The organism is Kitasatospora sp. NPDC033851 (assembly GCF_055576085.1).
The window spans coordinates 352,699-370,507 of record NZ_JBVIRL010000001.1 but is presented as its reverse complement, the minus strand read 5'-3'; the positions used below and the strand labels follow the sequence as shown (position 1 = coordinate 370,507).

General features: G+C 70.6%; 12 protein-coding genes and 1 pseudogene. 2 read left to right on the top strand and 11 right to left on the bottom strand.

Features of this window, described 5'->3' with window-relative positions:
• Positions 1-67: 67 nt before the first annotated feature.
• From ACZ51D_RS01620 to ACZ51D_RS01570, 11 genes are all read right to left on the bottom strand, one after another.
• Complete coding sequence (locus tag ACZ51D_RS01620; protein WP_465622832.1) at positions 68-1,813, bottom strand: cellulase family glycosylhydrolase; 1,746 nt, start codon at positions 1,811-1,813, stop codon at positions 68-70.
• 48 nt (positions 1,814-1,861) lie between these two features.
• Positions 1,862-3,373, bottom strand: a complete 1,512-nt coding sequence (locus tag ACZ51D_RS01615) for a glycoside hydrolase family 43 protein (protein WP_465660769.1) — start codon at positions 3,371-3,373, stop codon at positions 1,862-1,864.
• A gap of 138 nt (positions 3,374-3,511) precedes the next feature.
• Positions 3,512-3,787, bottom strand: coding sequence for a hypothetical protein (locus ACZ51D_RS01610; protein ID WP_465660767.1), 276 nt, complete (start codon positions 3,785-3,787; stop codon positions 3,512-3,514).
• A 56-nt stretch (positions 3,788-3,843) separates the two neighbouring features.
• Positions 3,844-4,881, bottom strand: a complete 1,038-nt coding sequence (locus ACZ51D_RS01605) for a LacI family DNA-binding transcriptional regulator (RefSeq protein WP_465660765.1) — start codon at positions 4,879-4,881, stop codon at positions 3,844-3,846.
• Positions 4,882-5,002: 121 nt separating this feature from the next.
• Positions 5,003-5,974, bottom strand: a complete 972-nt coding sequence (locus tag ACZ51D_RS01600) for a carbohydrate ABC transporter permease (protein ID WP_360501666.1) — start codon at positions 5,972-5,974, stop codon at positions 5,003-5,005.
• Positions 5,971-6,918, bottom strand: coding sequence for an ABC transporter permease (locus ACZ51D_RS01595; protein ID WP_465622825.1), 948 nt, complete (start codon positions 6,916-6,918; stop codon positions 5,971-5,973). Before ACZ51D_RS01595 ends, ACZ51D_RS01600 begins: the two co-directional genes overlap by 4 nt.
• On the bottom strand, positions 6,915-8,594 hold the full coding sequence (locus ACZ51D_RS01590) for an ABC transporter substrate-binding protein (RefSeq protein WP_465660763.1): 1,680 nt from the start codon (positions 8,592-8,594) through the stop codon (positions 6,915-6,917). Before ACZ51D_RS01590 ends, ACZ51D_RS01595 begins: the two co-directional genes overlap by 4 nt.
• Before the next feature lie 378 nt (positions 8,595-8,972).
• Positions 8,973-10,955, bottom strand: a complete 1,983-nt coding sequence (locus ACZ51D_RS01585) for a glycoside hydrolase family 31 protein (RefSeq protein WP_465660761.1) — start codon at positions 10,953-10,955, stop codon at positions 8,973-8,975.
• Positions 10,956-11,005: 50 nt separating this feature from the next.
• Entirely contained in the window at positions 11,006-11,560 is a 555-nt protein-coding gene (locus ACZ51D_RS01580; RefSeq protein WP_465622819.1) for a polysaccharide deacetylase family protein, read from the bottom strand.
• A 124-nt stretch (positions 11,561-11,684) separates the two neighbouring features.
• Complete coding sequence (locus tag ACZ51D_RS01575; protein ID WP_465622817.1) at positions 11,685-13,241, bottom strand: alpha-L-arabinofuranosidase B; 1,557 nt, start codon at positions 13,239-13,241, stop codon at positions 11,685-11,687.
• A gap of 148 nt (positions 13,242-13,389) precedes the next feature.
• On the bottom strand, positions 13,390-14,946 hold the full coding sequence (locus ACZ51D_RS01570; RefSeq protein ID WP_465660759.1) for an alpha-L-arabinofuranosidase B: 1,557 nt from the start codon (positions 14,944-14,946) through the stop codon (positions 13,390-13,392).
• Between the two features lie 302 nt (positions 14,947-15,248).
• On the opposite strand from ACZ51D_RS01570, the pseudogene ACZ51D_RS01565 reads away from it, so the two are divergent.
• Both ACZ51D_RS01565 and ACZ51D_RS01560 read left to right on the top strand, forming a co-directional pair.
• Positions 15,249-15,451: pseudogene (locus ACZ51D_RS01565) on the top strand (sugar kinase); the annotation flags it as partial.
• Between the two features lie 640 nt (positions 15,452-16,091).
• Complete coding sequence (locus ACZ51D_RS01560) at positions 16,092-17,807, top strand: ribulokinase (RefSeq protein ID WP_465661041.1); 1,716 nt, start codon at positions 16,092-16,094, stop codon at positions 17,805-17,807.
• Positions 17,808-17,809: the final 2 nt, after the last annotated feature.

The following is a 17,809-nucleotide window of genomic DNA, read 5'->3' as shown; positions in this document are numbered from 1 at the left end:
GAGGGCTCATCTCGGGAAGGCGCCCGGCCGCAGGTGGGGACCGGCAGCCGGGCGGGCGGGGGGCTGGTCAGGAGGCGGTGCCGGTCACCGTGTTGCCGGACTTGGTCACGTGGTAGGTGACGGTGGCGCCGGTCCAGTAGCGGAAGGTGAGCGTCACCGGGGCGTCGTCCTTGAGCGACTTGAGGAAGTCGGCCTTGACGGTGGTGGTGTCGGCGCCGTAGTCGGCGCGGTAGTTGTCGAACGACTGGTAGGTGGTCCAGGAGGCCGGGCCGGCGGCGGTGCCGTCGGCGTACGTGGACTCCACGTTGGCCAGCAGGGAACCGTTGAACCGGGTCGGGATGGTAAGCCCGTCGGCGGTTCCGGTGGCGTCGGACAGCACGGGCTGGTCGTACGAGCGCACGAAGAGCTTCCACGGCACGCCGTCGGAGTACCGGACCTCGAGGGTGGCGTTGACCCCGGCGGCGCGGTTGCCGGCCAGCCGGGTGAGGGCGGTCGCCGTCAGCGTGAGCTGGTCGCCGTTGAGGGTGTAGTCGCGGTACGGGATCAGCGGGGTGTTGCCCTGCCACACCCCGGTGAACCACTGTCCGTTGGGGTTCAGGGTGATGGTCCGGGCGGTGAGGGGGCCGGAGTTCGGCAGGAAGAGGTTGTCGGTGGAGGCGGTGCCCGAGCGGGTCCGCCAGGAGGTCTGGATCAGGGCCTTCATCTCGGGGACCTGCCACTGCATGGTGGAGCGGTTCAGGAAGTCGTTGGAGGCGTCCCAGACGGCGGAGGTCATGCCGTTGACCCGCGCCTCGTAGTTGACGTGCTCGAAGTACTTCAGCATCTCCCCGCGCTCGACCACGCCGGAGTAGGGGGAGGTGAGCAGGCCGTACTCGCCGAGGTAGACGGGGACGCCCTTGGCGACGAAGGTGTCGTGCACCCGGGCGAAGCCGTCGTTCAGGTCGGCCTGGGCCGTGGCGTCGTAGGTCGTGCCGTTGGCGATGTTCACGCTGAACGGGTACCAGCTGTAGTAGTGCACGGTCGCCACCAGGTTGCGGTCGTGCAGCGAGTTCATCGTCGTCGACAGGTCGTCGAGCCAGTGCTGGGCGTTGTTGGTCTCCTCCGAGGGCAGGACCAGCAGGCGGTCCTTGTTCCGCCCCCCGGAGTTGCGGACGATGCGGTGGAAGGAGGTGTTGAGCTCGCGCAGGTACTGGGTCTTCTGGGCGTCGGTCGCGTTGGAGAACTGCGGCTCGTTGATGCTCTCCATGAGCAGCGCGCGCGGCTCGTCCTTGAAGACGGTGGCGATCTGCTGCCAGGTCGAGTCGAACCGGGCCATGACGTTGTCGTGGTCGGCGGACATGTTCGCGATCCACTGCCACGAGTCGTGGTGGACGTTGATCTCGACGTAGAGGCCGTCCGCCAGCGCCCAGTCGACCACCTGCTTGACCCGGGCCATCCACGTCGCGTCGATGGTGTACGGCGCGGTGGTGGACTGGTGGGGGTACCAGGTGACGGGGATGCGGACACTGCGGAAGCCCTGCGCCTTGAGGCCGTCGAAGGTCGCCTTGGTGGTGAGCGGGTTGCCCCAGGAGGTCTCGTCGGGGAGGGCGTCGAAGGTGTTGCCGAGGTTCCAGCTGGGCTGCATCGCGGCGACCGCGGCCATCGGGTCGCTCGGGACCCAGGCCGCCCGGGCCCGGTCCTTGGCCGGCTCGGCCGGTGCGGCGACGGCTGTGCCGCCGGCGAGGCTGCCCGCGGTGACCAGCGCCACCACGAGACAGGCCGTGCGGTGGAGCCGGCGGTTGCGCGGGCGTGCGGTCTGCTGTGCGTCGTTCACGGGTGTCCCTTTCGTGTGAAACGGGGGTGGGGGAGCCCTGGCGGACGATCAGGGAAGGGGGAGGGGCTCGTAGTCGAACCAGTCGAAGTGGACGGTGCCGGCCGCGGCGTACATGCCGATGACCCGGCCGGTGAAGCCGCCGGCCACTTCGGTGGACAGGTAGCGGCCGTCGAGGGTGGCGAGTACGGCGAAGCTGCCGTCCGGTTGCTCGACGCCGAAGGAGAGCAGATCGGGGCCGGTTCGCGAGCCCTGCGGCGGTGCCGGGGCGATCCCGAGGCCGAGGACCACCGGTCCTGCGGGCAGCGGATTGGCGGCCACCTCGGTGCGCAGTGGGCCGATCCGGGCGAGGACGCGCACCTGGCCGTCGCCGGCCTCGATCTCGTAGTGGTGCTGCTCGTCCAGCCGCACGGCCAGCCCGCCGCGGCCGGCGGTCGCGTCGACCAGCGTGCGGACCCGGCAGGTCAGGTGCTGCTGGCGCCGGCCGACGAACACCAGGTCGGGCTCGTCCGGGGAGGCGCCGGCGGCGTGCAGGGTCAGCCAGCCGGACCGTTCCTTGGTGGTGCAGAGCTCGGCGCGGCGCTCCCGCACCGAGATCCAGCGCGGGTGCAGCTCGGCCTGGTCGAAGTCGTCCCGGACCGCAACGCTGGGCGCGGGCTGGAGCGGCCATGCGGGCGCGGGCATCTCCGACGAGAGCTCGCCGACCACGGGCCAGCCGTCGACCCAGCTCACCGGTGCGAGGAAGGTCTCGCGGCCGAGCACGTGCCAGCCCGGTGTGCCGCCGCCCGGCCGCACGGCGAGCAGCACCATCCACCAGGAGCCGTCGGGGGCCTGCACCAGGTCGGCGTGGCCGGTGTTCTGGATCGGGTGGCTGGTGCCGCGGTGGGTCAGGATCGGGTTGGCCGGGCACGGCTCGAAGGGACCTGAGGGGGAGTCGGCGCGGGAGATGGCGACGCTGTGGCCGCGCTCGGTGCCGCCCTCGGAGATCATCAGGTACCAGTACTCGCCGATCCGGTACAGGTGCGGCGCCTCGGGGGCCAGTGCACCGGGGGTGCCGGACCAGAGCTTGCGCGGCTCGCCGGAGGTCCTTCCGGTCGCCGGGTCGATCCGGACCTGGGAGACGCCGGCGACGGTGCACCAGCAGGTGCCGTCCTCGTCCCAGGCGAGGTCCGGGTCGATGCCGGGGACATCTGGCAGCCGGAGCGGGTCGGACCAGGGGCCGGCCGGGTCGGTGGCGGTGAAGAGCATGTTGCCGCCGTCGCCGACGTTGGTGACGATCAGCCGGAAGCGGCCGTCGTGGTGGCGCAGGGTGGGCGCGAAGATACCGGCGGAGGAGGGCATGTCGCGGGGCAGGCGCAGCTGGCTCGGCCGGTCCAGGGCGTTGCCGATCTGGGTCCAGTTCACCAGGTCGCGGCTGTGGAAGACGGGGATGCCGGGGAAGTACTCGAAGCTGGAGCAGACGAGGTAGTAGTCGTCGCCGACCCGGCAGATGCTGGGATCGGGGTGGAACCCGGGGATCACGGGGTTGGTGACAGTGCTGTCCGGCTGGTGCTTGCCTGGCACGTGGTCAATTCCTTTCGTGGGGATGGTTCTTCGCGAGTGGCGCCCCGGCTGTTCGGGGCGGCCGGGGCGCCACCGGTCATGCGGGCTCAGCCGGTCGCGCAGGCGGCGCCGTTGAACCAGAAGGCGGAGGGATTGGCGTCACTGCCGGACCAGGTGGCTATGAAGTGGCGCGGTGGGACCGGTGGCGCAGCCGCGCCCCGATGCCGGTGTCGATGAGGTGCCGGCCCGACCAGTGGCGGCCCTGGCCCCCGCGGTCACCTCCACCAGGGGCAGCGGCGCGCCGGGACGCGGAGCGCCGATGGGCCGGCAGGGTGGGCCGATGTGGACCAGGCGGGCGGTGCCGTCCTCGCCGAGGGCGATCTCCACGCTCAGGGCCTGGTGGCCCCAGCGGATCGTCTGGCGCTCTTCGGACATGGTGGTCTTCCTCGCGTGGGGAGGGGAGGGCGTGCTGACGGCGTGTCAAGGTGGCGTCATTGGCGTGGACCGCGCACCGGGGCCGGGCCGGTGCTCTCACGGACCACCAGCTCCGGTGGCGTCAGGACCAGTTCGTCCGCCGGCTCGGTGCCCGCTGCTACTGCGGCGATCCGGGCCAGGACCTGCTCCACGGCCACCCGGCCGAGCTCCTTCTTCGGGCCCGTCACGGAGGTGAGCCTGGGCGAGTGCTGCTCGGCCAACTGCTCGGGGCAGATGGCGATCACCGACGCGTCCTCCGGAACGGTCCGCCCGCCGGCGCGCAGCAGGCTGAGCAGCGGGCCGATCGCGCCCTCGTTCTGCACCACGAAGCCGGTGGTGTCCGGGCGGTCCGCGAGGATCCGGGCCAGGGTGCCGGCGGTGCTCTCGTAGGTGCCCTCGCAGGGTCGGTGCAGGAAGCGCAGGCCGATCTGCTCGGCCCGGGAGCGGAAGCCGTTCAGGGTCCGCTCGGCGTAACCGGCGTGCCGCCGGTAGACGGCGCTGCCGTAGCCGGTGAAGGCGATGTCGCGGTGGCCGAGGTCGGCCAGGTGGTCGGCGCACAGGGCGCCCGAGGTGGCGAAGTCGTGGTCGACGCAGGCCAGCCCGGACGGGTCGTCGGGCAGCCCGATGAGCGCGGCCGCGGTGCGCTGGGCGTGCAACACAGGGATACGGTCGTCGTCCAGCCGGATGTCCATCAGGATCACGCCGTCGGCCAGCCCGCTGGCGGCGACGCGCTGCACCCCTTCGGGGCCCTCGTCGTTGGTGAGCAGGAGCACGTCGTAGCCATGGTCCCGGGCCGCGACGGTGACCGCGATGGCGATCTCCATCATGGTCGGCACGTAGACCTCGGTGTGCAGCGGCACCACCAGGGCGATGATGTGCGAACGCTTGCCGGCCAGCGCCCGGGCGCCGGCATTCGGGTGGTAGCCGAGGTCGGTGACGGCCCGTTCGATTCGCTGCCGGGTCTGTGTCGAGATCGAGCGCTTGCCGCTGAGCGCGTAGCTGACAGTGCTTGCCGAGACGCCGGCGTGCCTGGCCACGTCGGCGAGTGTCACCATCGGTCCTGCTCCTTCGGGTCGGGGTGGAGAGCGGTCCCGGTGGGTGCCGGGGAGGTGCGTGCCGGGGAGGTGTGTGCCGGGACCGCTCCGTTCGCTGCGAGCCACCGGGGGCGAGGCCGGGTCAGCCCTTGATCGCCCCGGTCAGCACGCCGGTTCGCAGGTGCTTCTGGATGAAGGGGTAGACGACAACGAGCGGCACCAGGGTGAGGACCACCACTGCCATCTGCAAGGAGAGCGGCGCGGTCTGGGCGTGTGTGCTGCCGAAGCCGGAGTTGACCGAACCCGGCATTCCGTTGCCCCGGTTGACGTAGGTGAGCAGGACGTACTGCAGCGGCCACTTCTGGCTGTCGGTCGGCATGTAGAGCATGACGTTGAAGAACGAGTTCCAGTAGCCCACGCCGTAGAAGAGCGCGATCACCGCGGTCACGGCGCGCGAGGTGGGCAGGACCACCGACCAGAGGATCCGCCAGTCGCCGGCGCCGTCCATCCGGGCCGCGTCGATCAGTTCGGCGGAGGTCTCGGAGTAGAAGGCGCGCAGCACCAGGATGTTGAAGACGGAGACCGCGCTGGGCAGGATCAGTGCCCACCACTGGTCGTAGCCGCCGAGTCCGGTGACCACCAGGAAGGTCGGGATCAGGCCGCCGCCGACGAACATGGTGACGACCAGCAGCAGCAGGATGAAGCGGTGGCCGAGCGAGCGCGGGCGCGAGAGCCCGTAGGCGCACAGGATCGACACCACCATGGACACTGCCGTGCCGACGCCGGTGATGCCGAGGCTCACCAGCAGCGCGGTGAGCACCGTCGGGTTGTCCAGCATCGCGCGGTAGGCCTCGACGGTCAGGCCGTCCGGCCAGATCACCATCCCGCCGGCCCGGTTGACGGCCCCGGGGGTGGAGAAGCTGGTGACGACGATGATCCAGAGCGGGACCAGGACGACCGCCAGAACCCCGCCGAGCGTCAGCCCCTTGGCGGCCTGGCCGATCGTGGTCGGCGGCTCCTGCCAGGGCGGGCGGGCGGTCCGGGCGGAGCGTGGGGGAGCGGTCACCGCGTTGCGTGTGCGCTTGCCGCGGCCGATGCTGAGTGTGTTGGTCATTTCCGGTAGAGCCCGTCCTCGCCGAAGGCGTGCGCCAGCCGGTTGGCCCCCCAGAGCAGCAGCAGCGAGACCAGGCTCTTGAAGAGCCCGGCCGCCGCGCCGTAGCTGTAGTTGCCGGCGGCGATGCCGTAGTAGAAGGAGAAGGTGTCCAGCACGTCGGCCGCGTCGTGGCCGACCGCCGTCCGCTGGATCAGGAACTGCTCGAAGCCGACCGACAGAGCGTTGCCCAGGCGCAGCACCAGCATCAGCATGACCACACCGCGCAGGCCGGGCAGGGTGATGTGCCACATCCGCCGCCACCGTCCCGCGCCGTCGGCGGCCGCCGCCTCGTACAGCTCGGTGTTGATCGCACTCAGCGCGGCGAGGAAGACGATGATTCCCCAGCCCGCCTCCTTCCAGATCGCCTGGGAGGTGACCAGCAGCGCGAAGGTGTGCGGGTCGGTCATGATGTCCCAGGTGCCGATCCCGTGCTGACGCAGGAACTGGTTGAGCAGGCCGGCGCCGCCCAGCATCTGCTGGAAGATCGTCAGGGCCAGCACCCACGAGAAGAAGTGCGGCAGGTAGAGCACGGACTGGATGAAGTTGCGCATCCGCTCGCTCAGCACCGAGTTGAGCAGCAGGGCGAGCGCGATCGGGATCGGGAAGAACAGGACCAGCTGGACGCAGCTCAGGTACAGCGTGTTCTTCATCGACTCCCAGAACAGCGGGTCGCCGAAGAGCGCCTGGAACTGGTCGAGCCCGACCCAGTCGCTGTGCCAGACACCGACCAGTGGGTCGTAGCTCTGGAACGCGGTCACCAGGCCGAACAGCGGCGCGTAGTTGAACACCAGGAGCAGGACGACCGCGGGTATCGTCATCAGTAGCAGCGACTTGTCCCGCCGCAGCCTGATCCGCCGGCTCAACCGGGTGGGCGCTGCCCGGCGTTCCGACCGCGCGGTGCTCACTGGCCGGCGCCGTACTTGTCGAGGACGTTCTCGGTCATCCACCGCTTGAGCCGCGCCCCCTGGCCGGACTTCCAGGTGGAGACCGCCGCCTGGACGTCGGAGACCTTCTTCTTCCCGTGGTAGCAGTCGATGATGGTGTCGTTGACGGCCTGCGCCGCCTCGGCTGTGGCGATGTCCTGCGGCATGCTGTAGTTCATGGCCCAGAAGGGCGGCTTGACCAGGGCCTTGACGTTGGCGGCCTGCCAGGCGGAGTAGTCCTTGGTGACGACGTCGCCGCCCGGGTTGCTGATCACGGACGAGCCGGAGGAGAGGAAGGGGAAGGTGGTTGCCTGGACGTTCTTCTTGCCCTCGTCGGTGAAGGTCGGCACGCCGTTGACCCGATTGTGGTGGACGCCCTCGACCCCGAAGTTGGTCATCGTGTACTCGGCCGAGCCGTACGGTGCGGCCAGGTAGTTCGCCACCGCGAGCAGTTCCGCTATCTGATCCGGCTTCAGGTCGGCGTTGAGGTAGCTGATCATGCTGCTGGGGGCGCCCATGTAGGCCACCGGCGTGCTCTTGCCGTCGGCGGTCAGGATGTCGAAGGCACCGCGCCGGTAGTTCGGGTCGGCGGCGACACCGGACTGGTAGTCGGCGAGATTCCAGGCACCCAGCCCGCCGCCCGCGATCAGCACCTTTCCGGCGTAGAAGCGGGTGCCCTGGTTGGCGCCGTCGCCCGCGAGCGCGTCCGGGTGCATGTACCCGGAGGTGGCCAGGCGGTAGTGCCAGTCGAGGGCTTCCAGGAACTCCTGGGTCTCGAAGAGGTGGACCAGCTTGCCGCTGTCGACCTTCCACTTCACGGGCGCGCCGAAGGAGGGGTAGAGGTAGGTCCACACGTCGTCGAAGGCCCACACGCCGCGCTTGGCGTCGGTCAGCTCCTTGCCGAGGTTCATCAGGTCGGCGGGGGACTTCACCTGGGCATTGGTGATCCCGCGCGATTCGAGGAGGTCCCTGCGGTGGAAGACGCCACCGGGGCCGGGGAACGTGGTGGCGAAGCAGGGGATGCCGTAGAGCTTGTCGCCCCAGACGCCGGTCTGCCAGGCACCGGTGGGGAGGGCGGCCAGGTTGGGGTACTTCTTGACGTTGTCGCCGGAGAGGTGAGGTGTCAGGTCCGCGAACTGGGTCCGGGCCAGCTCGCCCGTGTTGAAGTTGGGGTTCCACCAGGCCGGCAGGTTGATCCAGTCGGGCAGCTTCTTGGCGGCCGTCATGGTCGGCACGATGGTGTGGTAGTTGTTCCCGTCGGCCGGCTTCATGGTGAGGTTCACGCCCAGGGCCTTGTTCATGGCCTGGTAGAAGGAGTTGCCGGGCTGTGGCACGGTGCCCCACAGCGGGGTGACCGCCGTGTAGCTGCCGCCCTTGCCGGGCGGGCCGGACACCGTGGCGGCCGGGGCGGCCGGGTAGCTGAGGAAGCCGGGGTCCGTCGCCGCGTCGGCGCCGCCCGCGACCGACGCGATGTCCGGCGTGAGGGCCGTGCTCGGCACGAAGGCCGGTAGTGCCACCTTGAGGCCCGACGAGGTGTTCGCCCCGGTCTTCTGGTGCGAGCCGCCGCCGCAGGCGGAGAGCAGCGGCGCCATGGCGACGGCTCCCGCGATCGATGCGCCGGCGGACAGGAACCTTCTCCGGTTCAGCTCGGTGGTCATGGTGGGCCAGCCCTTCCCCGCGGAGGATGTCGAAGCGCTTGGATGTTTCGGCGAGACTAATGGCGTGTTACCGGTTCAGCAAGGCCCTGAACAAATCCAAATTCCTTCTGTGCAGGGGTGGTTGACAGCCAATCTGGTTCATGTCAGCGTCGATGCGCTTCGACGTTCGCCGTCGAGCCCAACCTGCCCGAGGGGTTTGCCATGTGAGTTCCGCGTCCGCGTCGGCAGCCGACCTGCTTCCTGTCCGTGACCCGCGTGGTCGTCGACTGTCGGACCCGGACGGTCGACGTCGACGACCATGCGAACATCACGGTCGTCGACGCCACCCAGGTGGACGGTGACGCGGTCTCGCCCGCCGTTCCTGTTGTTCCGGCCGCTTCAGCCGAGCCGGGCCGCGACCTCGGCCCCTTCCCGTACGAGGACCGGGATGCGTTCCAGCGGGGCCTCGGCGTCGTGCGTCGTTCCGCCCTCCAGCACCTGTCCGCTGACCGGGTCGAGCCAGCGGGCGCCGGACGGCAGGTACACCCGGCGGGCCCGGGCGCCGGCCTCGTACACGGGTGCCACCAGCACGTCGGGGCCGAGCAGGAACTGGTCGTCCACGTCCCAGGCCTGCTCGTCCTCGGGGAAGTCGAAGAACAGCGGGCGCATCGGCGGGGCGCCGGTGCGGTGGGCGTCCTCGGACAGTTGCCTCAGGTAGGGGCGCAGACGCTCGCGCAGCAACAGGTGGTCACGGAGGATGCCGTAGGCCTCGTCCCCGTACGACCAGAGCTCGTTCGGCCCGCCGGTCATGTCCGCGGAGAACGTGGGGTGGTTGGGCTCGCGGTCCCCGTGCAGCCGCATGACGGGGCTGAAGGTGCCGTACTGGAACCACCGGATCAGCAGTTCGCGGTACGCGGGGTCGTCCGGGGCGCCGCCGAAGAAGCCGCCGATGTCGGTGTTCCACCAGGGGATGCCGCTCATCGCGACGTTCAGCCCGGCCCTGATCTGGCGCGCGAGGGAGTCGAAGGTGGTGGGGATGTCGCCGGACCACAGCAGCGCCCCGTGCCGCTGGCTGCCGGCCCAGGCGGAGCGGACCAGCGACAGCGGCCGGTCCTCACCCGCCGCGCGCAGGCCGTCGGCCACCGCGCGGGTGTGCTCCAGCGGGTAGAGGTTCGCGGCCTCGGCGGCCCGGCCGGCCGCGTAGACCGCGCGGTCGGCCCGGTCCCGGGGCAGGTCGGGCTCGCACGCGTCCAGCCAGAAGCACGCCACGCCCAGAGAGCGGTAGTTGTCGTTCAGCCGCTGCCACAGCGCGGCGCGGGCGCCGGGGTGGGTGGCGTCGTAGTAGGCCATGGGGCGGATCAGCGCATCCCCGCTGTACCGCGACGGCCACGGGTAGGTGAGCAAGCCGCCGTCGGCGTCCCGCACGAGGTGCCCGGCCGAACGCAGCTCGTCGTGGGTGTCACTGCCGGGCTCGACGGTGGGCCACACCGAGACGGCGAGTCTCACCCCGAGGTCCGTCAGTTCCTCGACCATGGCGGCGGGGTCGGGCCATTCGCTCTCCTCGAAGCGCCAGTCGCCCATCCTCGGCCAGTGGAAGAAGTCGCAGACGATGACGGACAGCGGCAGTCCACGCTCCTTGTACTGCCGTGCCACGGCCAGGAGTTCGTCCTGGGTGCGGTAGCGCAGCTTCGACTGCCAGAAACCGGACGCCCATTCGGGCAGGAGCGGCGGGCGGCCGGTGGCCCGGGTGTAGGAGTCCAGGATCCGGGCCGGGGTGTCGCCGGCGGTGATCCAGTAGTCGATGCGCCCACCGGCGTCGGCGCTCCACCCGGTGGTGTCGGCACCCAGTTCGACGCGGCCGGTGGCGGGGTTGTTCCACAGCAGTCCGTAGCCGCGCGAGGAGTGCAGGAAGGGGATGGCGGCCACGGTGTTGCTCTGGACGAGGTCGATCACACGGCCCTTCTGGTCCAGGTGCCCGTGCGGATGCTGGCCCAGGCCGTGCAGCCGTTCACCGCCGTAGGCCGCGAAGTGCTGCTCCGTCCGGCCGGCCGCCGCGTGGACGCGATGGCCGGCGGGATGCGCGTGCGGGCTCTTCTCGGCGAGCAGTTCGCGGCCCGACGTGGCATGACGGAACGTCAGTCGGCCGTCCGTGGAGGCCTCGACCGCGAGGCGTCCGTTGACCAGGCGGGCACAGCCGTCGTCCGATACCGACAGCTCGGCGTGCGGGGAGGGCGAAGGGCTCTCCAGCGCACCGGGGGCAGCGGGGTCGATGGTCCCGGCCGAGGCCCGCACGCGGACGGCGTCCGGTCCCCAGGGCTCGACGCGCAGGACCTCTGCGGCGGTGTGCCGTTCCAGGCCGCCCGCGCGGATGCTGTAGGGCAAGGTGGCTCCTCACTGTGACGGAGAGTCGTCAACTGTCGGCTGTGGCGCCGTCATCGAGGCGGGACCGGTCCCGGCCGCAGTCCCCGCTCGGCCCAGGCCGCCAGCAGATGTGGTACGGCCTCGACGGTGCTCTGGCGGCCGTGGTCGTGCATCAGCACCACGCCGCCCGGCGGTTCGTCCCGGGCTGCGCGCACGATGGCCTCGGCGTCGGCGCCCGCCCAGTCACGGGTGTCGGTGGTGCACAGCACCTCGGTGAGTCCGAGTGCCGCCGCGGCGCCGCGCACCCGGGCGTCGGTGTCGCAGTAGGGTGGGCGGAAGAGGGTCGGGTAGCTGCCGGTCATTCGGTGCAACAGCCGTTGTGGCAACCGGAGTTCACGCCGCAGCGCGTGGTCGTCGAGGCCCGTCAGGTGCGGGTGGGTGTGACTGTGGTTGCCCAGCCACATCCCGGCCTCGTGCAGGGCGCCCAGCAACTCCGGGTGACGGACGACCTGGTCGCCGCACACGAAGAAGGTGGCCCGGACGCCGGCCCGGGTCAGCGCGTCGAGCAGGGCGGGCGTGCTGTCGGGGTGTGGGCCGTCGTCGAAGGTCAGGGCCACGGTGCTCATTCGGTGCTCCCCTGGCAGGAAGGGGGGCCGGGACGTGGAACGGTGCCGTCGGCGTCGACCAGCAGGAGCTGCTCGACGCCGACGGCACCGTCATCACACCCGGCCGCGCCGGACAGTGTTTCCGTCAGCTCCAGGGAGAGGCGGTGAGCCAGCTGGTGTCCTGGGCCCACGAGGACGTGGAGTCCCAGGCGTTGGTTCCGCCGTTGCTGGCGATGTAGGCCGTGAAGTTGTAGTGGCGGAGGTACTTCGTCGGGAAGTTGACGGACTGGAAGGAGTGGCCGACCCCGCTGTTGCCCGTGGTGGGGCAGAAGGTGGCGTCCTGCGCGAAGGAGCCGCTGCCGGTGTCGGCGCTCAGGTAGAGCTCGTAGTTGTAGTGGTGCAGGAACTGGCCGGGGTTGTCGACGGACTCGAAGGACAGGCAGGAGGTGTTGGCCAGGCCGGCGCGGACGATCCAGGTGGCGTCGGCCTTGTCGGTGGCCGAGCTGGAGGAGTTGATGGTGGAGATGACGACCTTGTTGTCGGCGTCGTCGTGGCGGAGGTAGTCAGAGGTGCAGCAGGGGGCGGTGGTGGCCTGGAGGGAGATCCGGGAGCCGGGCGTCAGCGAGCCGGTGCTGGTCGAGGCGCTGCTGTAGCCGGCGGCGGTGATGTTGGCCTGTACGGCGTTCTCGGTGGCGTCCGAGGGGTAGCCCGAGGTCATCACGCCTTCGTAGAAGGTGCCTTGGGCACCCTTGCTGTTGTCACCGCCGATGCCCAGGATGATCGAACCTTCCTTGTGCATCGGGTTGTAGCCGGAGGCGTTGGGGCGCACGCCGCTGTAGAAGGTGGACAGGCTGCCCGACTGCGCGTCGCCGCCGCGGATGGCCCACTGGTTCGGGGCGCCCTTGACCATGGCGCTCAGGAACCGGTTGGTGACGGTGGGGTCGCCGGCGTTGAAGCGGGTGTTCACGCCGGAGAACAGGCCGTTCTCCAGGTCGGCCATCACCCACGGGCCGTTGCCGCTGCCGGAGCCCCAGACCTTGTTGTTGCCGAAGTAGATGGCCTCCATGTGGCCGTTGCCGGTGTCGTGGTCGTTGGTCTCGGCGTTGCCGTAGTCGAAGCAGCAGCCGTCGTTGAAGTGCTTGCCGTTGAAGATCGCGTACATGCCCTCGGGCTGGTCGCCGGTGGCGATGCCGTTGGTGTGGTCGTTGCGGTAGCCGGTGCCGGGGGCCACGTAGACGCCGTACGCCTTGTGGCCGCCGACGGTGACCGGCGCCTCGAAGGCGTTGGCGAGGTTGTCCGGCCCGCCGGCGGCTCCGCCCGCGGGTGCCTGGGTGAGGTGGTTGCCCTTGCCGGACTCGTCGTAGATGACGGTGATGACGCAGCTGGTGTTCGCGCAGAAGGCATCCTGCGCGGCGGCGTCGGCGTATCCGCCGGTGCTCAGGACACCGATGTCCTTGGTCGCGCTGTCGGAGGCGCGCCTGACCTGGTACAGCGGGCCGCCGTACCCCGCGTACAGGGCGCGGGTGGTGCTGTGCGCGGCGACGCACGGGGTGCCGCCCGCGGCGTAGATGTCGCACGGCTGCTGGGTGGCGGCCTGCGAGGTGGTGGCCGTGGCGGTGAGCAGGCCGGCGGCGAGCACGGCGGTTGTGCCGGCCGAGAGGAGCGCGCGACCGGCGCGGCGGATCCACGGTTGCTTGGTCATGAAGGACTCTTTTCACTGGGTGGGGTGTGAGGTGAGCCTCGACGAACTCCCGGTGCCCGGCTGTGCGGGCGGCGGGGGTCGGGTTGACGTGCCCGGAGCCGGCGCGGATTCGGCGGTCTTCGGCACCGGACCCGGGGCGGGTTGCTGGTCAGCTCCAGGGGGTGGCGGCGAGCCAGCTGGTGTCCTGGGCCCACGAGGACGCGGAGTCCCAGGCGTTGGTTCCGCCGTTGCTCGCGATGTAGGCGGTCAGGGCGTAGTGGCGGACGTACTTGGCCGGGTAGTTGAAGGACTGCAGGGAGTAGCCCGTGCCGCTGTTTCCGGGCTTGGGGCAGTAGGTGGCGTCGGCGGCGAACTGGCTGGTGCCGGCATTGGGCTGGAGGTGGAGCTGGAACGCGTAGTGCCTGAGGTAACTGCCGGAAGCGTTGGCCGCCTCGAAGGAGACGCAGCTGCTGTTGGCCAGGCCTGCGCGGACGATCCAGGTGGCGTTGCCCTTGTCCGTGGCGGAACTGCCGGAGGTCACTGGCGCGATCACGACCTTGTCGTCGCTCGTGTCGTGCTGCAGGTAGTCGCTGGTGCAGCAGGAGCTGGTGGCCTGGAGCGACACCTTCGCGCCCGGCGTGAAGGGGGTGGTGGTGTTGGTGCGGTAGCCGGCCGCGGTGACGTTGGCCTGGACGGCGGCGTCGGTGGCGTCGGAGGGGTAGCCCTTGACCATGGCACCCTCGTAGAAGGTGCCCGCGCTCGCGTTGCGGTTGGTCTGGCAGCAGTCGCCGCCGCTGCCCAGGATGATGGCGCCCTGCTTGTGCATCGGGTTGTATCCGCTGGGCAGTGCGCCGCTGTAGAACTGGGTCAGGCTCCCGGACTGGGCGTCGGCGCCCTTGAGTGCCATCTGGGTGGTGCCGTTGTTCTTGAGCATCGCGGTGACGAAGTGGCTGGTCTCGGAGACCTGGTTCGGGTTCCACGCCCTGCTGCCGCCGGTGAACAGGCCGTTCTCCAGGTCCGCCTGTACCCAGGGCCCGGTTCCGCTGCAGCCGCCGAACCAGCATTCCGTGCCGAAGTTGATCGCGTCCATGGCGCCGTTGCCGTCGGCGTGGTGGTCGGTCTCGGTGTTGCCGTAGTCGAAGCAGCAGCCGTTGTTGACGTGGGTGCCGCTGGTGATCATGTATGCGCCCTCGGGTGAGCTGCCGGTCGGCACGCCCGAGCCGTTGGCGAAGTAGCTGTTGCCGGGGTTGATGTAGAGCGCGTACGCCTTCTGGCCGCCTACGGTCACCGCTTCGGTGGTCGCGGGGGCGGCCGTGTCGGCGCCGCCGGTCCCGCCGGGACCCTGGTAGACCAGGGTGTTGCCGCTGTTGCCGGTCTGGTCGTAGACGCGGGTGATGGTGCAGACGGTGCCCGCGCAGAACGAGTCCTGCGCCGCGGCGTCGGCGACGCCGCCGGCGGACAGTACCCCGATGTTCTGCGACGCGCTGTCCGAGGTCCGCTGCACCTGGTACAGCGGACCGCTGTAGGAGGCGAACAGCGCGCGGGTCGTACTGTGCGCCGCGACACACGGCGTGCCGCCCGCGGCGTAGATGTCACACGGTTCCTGCGTGGCGGCCTGAGACGTGCCGGCAAGGGCGAGGACGCCGGTCAGGGCGAGTGCGACCGTGACGAGGGCGGCGAGCAGTTCCCGCAGAGGTCGGCGATCAGCGCGAAGGGTGGGCAGCATGCATGGACTCCCTTGTTCGGTGCGATACCAAGAGCCTCGCCGTGGCCGAATCGGCGGCGCGCCTGCCCCCCTGGGGGCGGTCCGATCCGGCTTCGTACTCCGGGTGACTGTTAGCGCTAACAATTGCGGTCGACAGGGAATGCCAAGAGTTTCGACGGTGTCGCCGCGCCAGGAGTGCGGTGCGGCCATCACTATCAAGTAGACGCGGAAGCCCAGTCAAGGCTTGCGCATTCCCGACTCGATGGCCGCGCACGCGCACCAGGGCAAGCGCGGTTCCCGGGAAGCTGCCTCGGCTCGACCCGGACCGCATCGGCTCCGGGGGCGGTTTCGCCGCCGGGCTGATCGACGGCCTGCTGACCGGCGTGGCCTGGAACGGGCCCTGGCCAGCGGAACGGCCCACGACGCCCTGGTCATGACCGGGCTCGCAGACGTGTCCATGGCGTCGCCGGCGGAGGTCGAAGCGATCACGAACGGCGGCTCCGCGTACGTGGGGCGCAGGCCCTGAGCCGATCCCGCCCCGTCGCAACAGGGAGGAGAGGGCCGTGCGGCAACGAGTGGTCGTCGGCACGTCCGTCGCCCTCACCGAACTCCTCGTTCGATTCGGGTGCGTTGCTCCTCGGGTGACGGGTGGGGCGGCAGTCGGGCCGCGGTGGCGTCGTCGTGCTGGTGGCGGCCGGTGTGGTGGCGTTGGCGGTCACGGTCGGCGTGGTGGCGCCAGGAGGCGTCGAGTCGCCGTTGTCGAGGCCGGCCCGTAGGAGGAGCAGGAGGGGGAGGACGGCTGCGCCGCCGGCCAGGATCCATCTCGCGCCACCGGTGGCCGTCGTCCCTCGGGAGCCGGCAGGTCGGGCCACGACCTTGTTTCGTTCCCGTTGACAGCGGGTTACGAGGCATGTCTTGACAGGCTAATTGTTAGCGCTCACAATTTCCCGGAGCGCCCCGCACCGCGACCCCGACGCCGCCCATCCCCGGACACGGCGACGGCAACGGCGGCGTGCTTCCCGGACCCCGTTCCGCACCTCTGAGGGTGGGCGCGGCGCGGGCCCGCAGGCCGCCGAGCCCGACATCCTCCGGGTGGACGACTCGGCGGCCTGCCTCCCACCACCCACCGACACCCCCGCACCGGACGAAGGACTGATGACGTGACCGTGACTCCTGCGCCTGACGACCCGCAGCAGTACGTCGTCGGAATCGACTTCGGCACGCTCTCCGGGCGCGCCGTGGTGGTGCGGGTCGCCGACGGTGAGGAACTCGCCTCCGCCGTCCACGACTACGCCCACGCCGTCATCGACCGGACACTGCCGGTCGGCGGGGCCACGCTGCCGCCCGACTGGGCCCTCCAGCACCCCGACGACTGGCGCGAGGTGCTGCGCACCGCCGTCCCGGCCGCCGTTGCCGCAGCCGGCATCGACCCGGCCGACGTCATCGGCATCGCCACCGACTTCACCGCCTGCACCGTCCTGCCCGTGCTGGCCGACGGCACCCCGCTCGCCGAGGTCGAGGAGTTCGCCGCCCGGCCGCACGCCTGGCCGAAGCTGTGGAAGCACCACGCGGCGCAGCACCAGGCCGACCGGATCAACGAACTGGCCCACCAGCGCGGCGAGAAGTGGATCTCGCGCTACGGCGGGAAGATCTCCGCCGAGTGGCAGTACGCCAAGGCGCTCCAGGTGCTGGAGGAGGACCCGCCGACCTACGCCGCCATCGAGCGCTGGATCGAGGCGGCCGACTGGATCGTCTGGCAGCTCTGCGGCACCGAGACCCGGAACACCTGCACCGCCGGGTACAAGGGCATCTTCCAGGACGGCCAGTACCCGAGCGCCGACTACCTCGCCGCCCTGCACCCCGATTTCGCGGACTTCGCCGCCACCCGGCTCGACCACCCGCTCTCCCCGCTCGGCTCCCGGGTCGGCTCGCTGACCGCGAAGGCCGCCGCCTGGACCGGCCTGCCCGAGGGCGTCGCGGTGGCCGCCGGCAACGTCGACGCGCACGTCGCCGCCCCCGCGGCCCAGGCCGTCGAGAACGGCCGGCTCCTCGCCATCATGGGCACCTCCACCTGCCACGTCGTCAACGGGTCCACCCTGGCGGACGTCCCCGGCATCTGCGGTGTGGTCGACGGCGGCATCATCGCCGGCAGCTACGGCTACGAGGCCGGGCAGAGCGCGGTCGGCGACATCTTCGCGTGGTGGACCGGCCAGGGCGTACCCGCCGACTACCTCGCAGAGGCGGCCGAACTCGGCGAGGACATCCACCAGTTGCTCACCCGCAAGGCGGCGGACCAGCCGGTCGGCGGCCACGGCCTGGTGGCGCTGGACTGGATGAACGGCAACCGCTCCACCCTGGTCGACCACCATCTCTCCGGCGTCATCGTCGGGCTCACCCTGGCCACCCGTCCGGAGGAGATCTACCGCGCTCTGCTGGAGGCCACCGCCTTCGGCACCCGCGCCATCGTCGACGCCCTGGAGCAGGGCGGCGTCCCGGTGACCGAGTTCATCGTCACCGGCGGCCTGAAGAAGAACGCGCTGCTGATGCAGATCTACGCGGACGTGCTGCGCCGCCCGGTCTCGCTCGCGGTCTCCACCCAGGGCCCCGCGGTGGGCTCCGCCATCCACGCGGCCGTCGCGGCGGGGGCCTACCCAAACGTCCGTGCGGGCGCCGCCGCGATGGGTCGCGTCGAGCGCGCCGCCTACACGCCCGACCCGGACCGGGCCGACGCGTACGACGCCCTGTACGCCGAGTACCGGCTGCTGCACGACCACTTCGGCACCGGGCCCGACAAGGCGCTGCACCGCCTGCGCTCGATCCGCAACGCCGCCCTGACCGCCGCCGCGGCAGCCACCGCCGCCAGCCCGAACAGCGAGGTCTGACC

Coding starts and splice junctions, on each gene's coding strand:
- ACZ51D_RS01610 (WP_465660767.1), bottom strand. CDS start 3,787: ATGTCCGAAGAGCGCCAGACGATCCGCTGGGGCCACCAGGCCCTGAGC.
- ACZ51D_RS01605 (WP_465660765.1), bottom strand. CDS start 4,881: ATGGTGACACTCGCCGACGTGGCCAGGCACGCCGGCGTCTCGGCAAGC.
- ACZ51D_RS01600 (WP_360501666.1), bottom strand. CDS start 5,974: ATGACCAACACACTCAGCATCGGCCGCGGCAAGCGCACACGCAACGCG.
- ACZ51D_RS01590 (WP_465660763.1), bottom strand. CDS start 8,594: ATGACCACCGAGCTGAACCGGAGAAGGTTCCTGTCCGCCGGCGCATCG.
- ACZ51D_RS01580 (WP_465622819.1), bottom strand. CDS start 11,560: ATGAGCACCGTGGCCCTGACCTTCGACGACGGCCCACACCCCGACAGC.
- ACZ51D_RS01575 (WP_465622817.1), bottom strand. CDS start 13,241: ATGACCAAGCAACCGTGGATCCGCCGCGCCGGTCGCGCGCTCCTCTCG.
- ACZ51D_RS01570 (WP_465660759.1), bottom strand. CDS start 14,946: ATGCTGCCCACCCTTCGCGCTGATCGCCGACCTCTGCGGGAACTGCTC.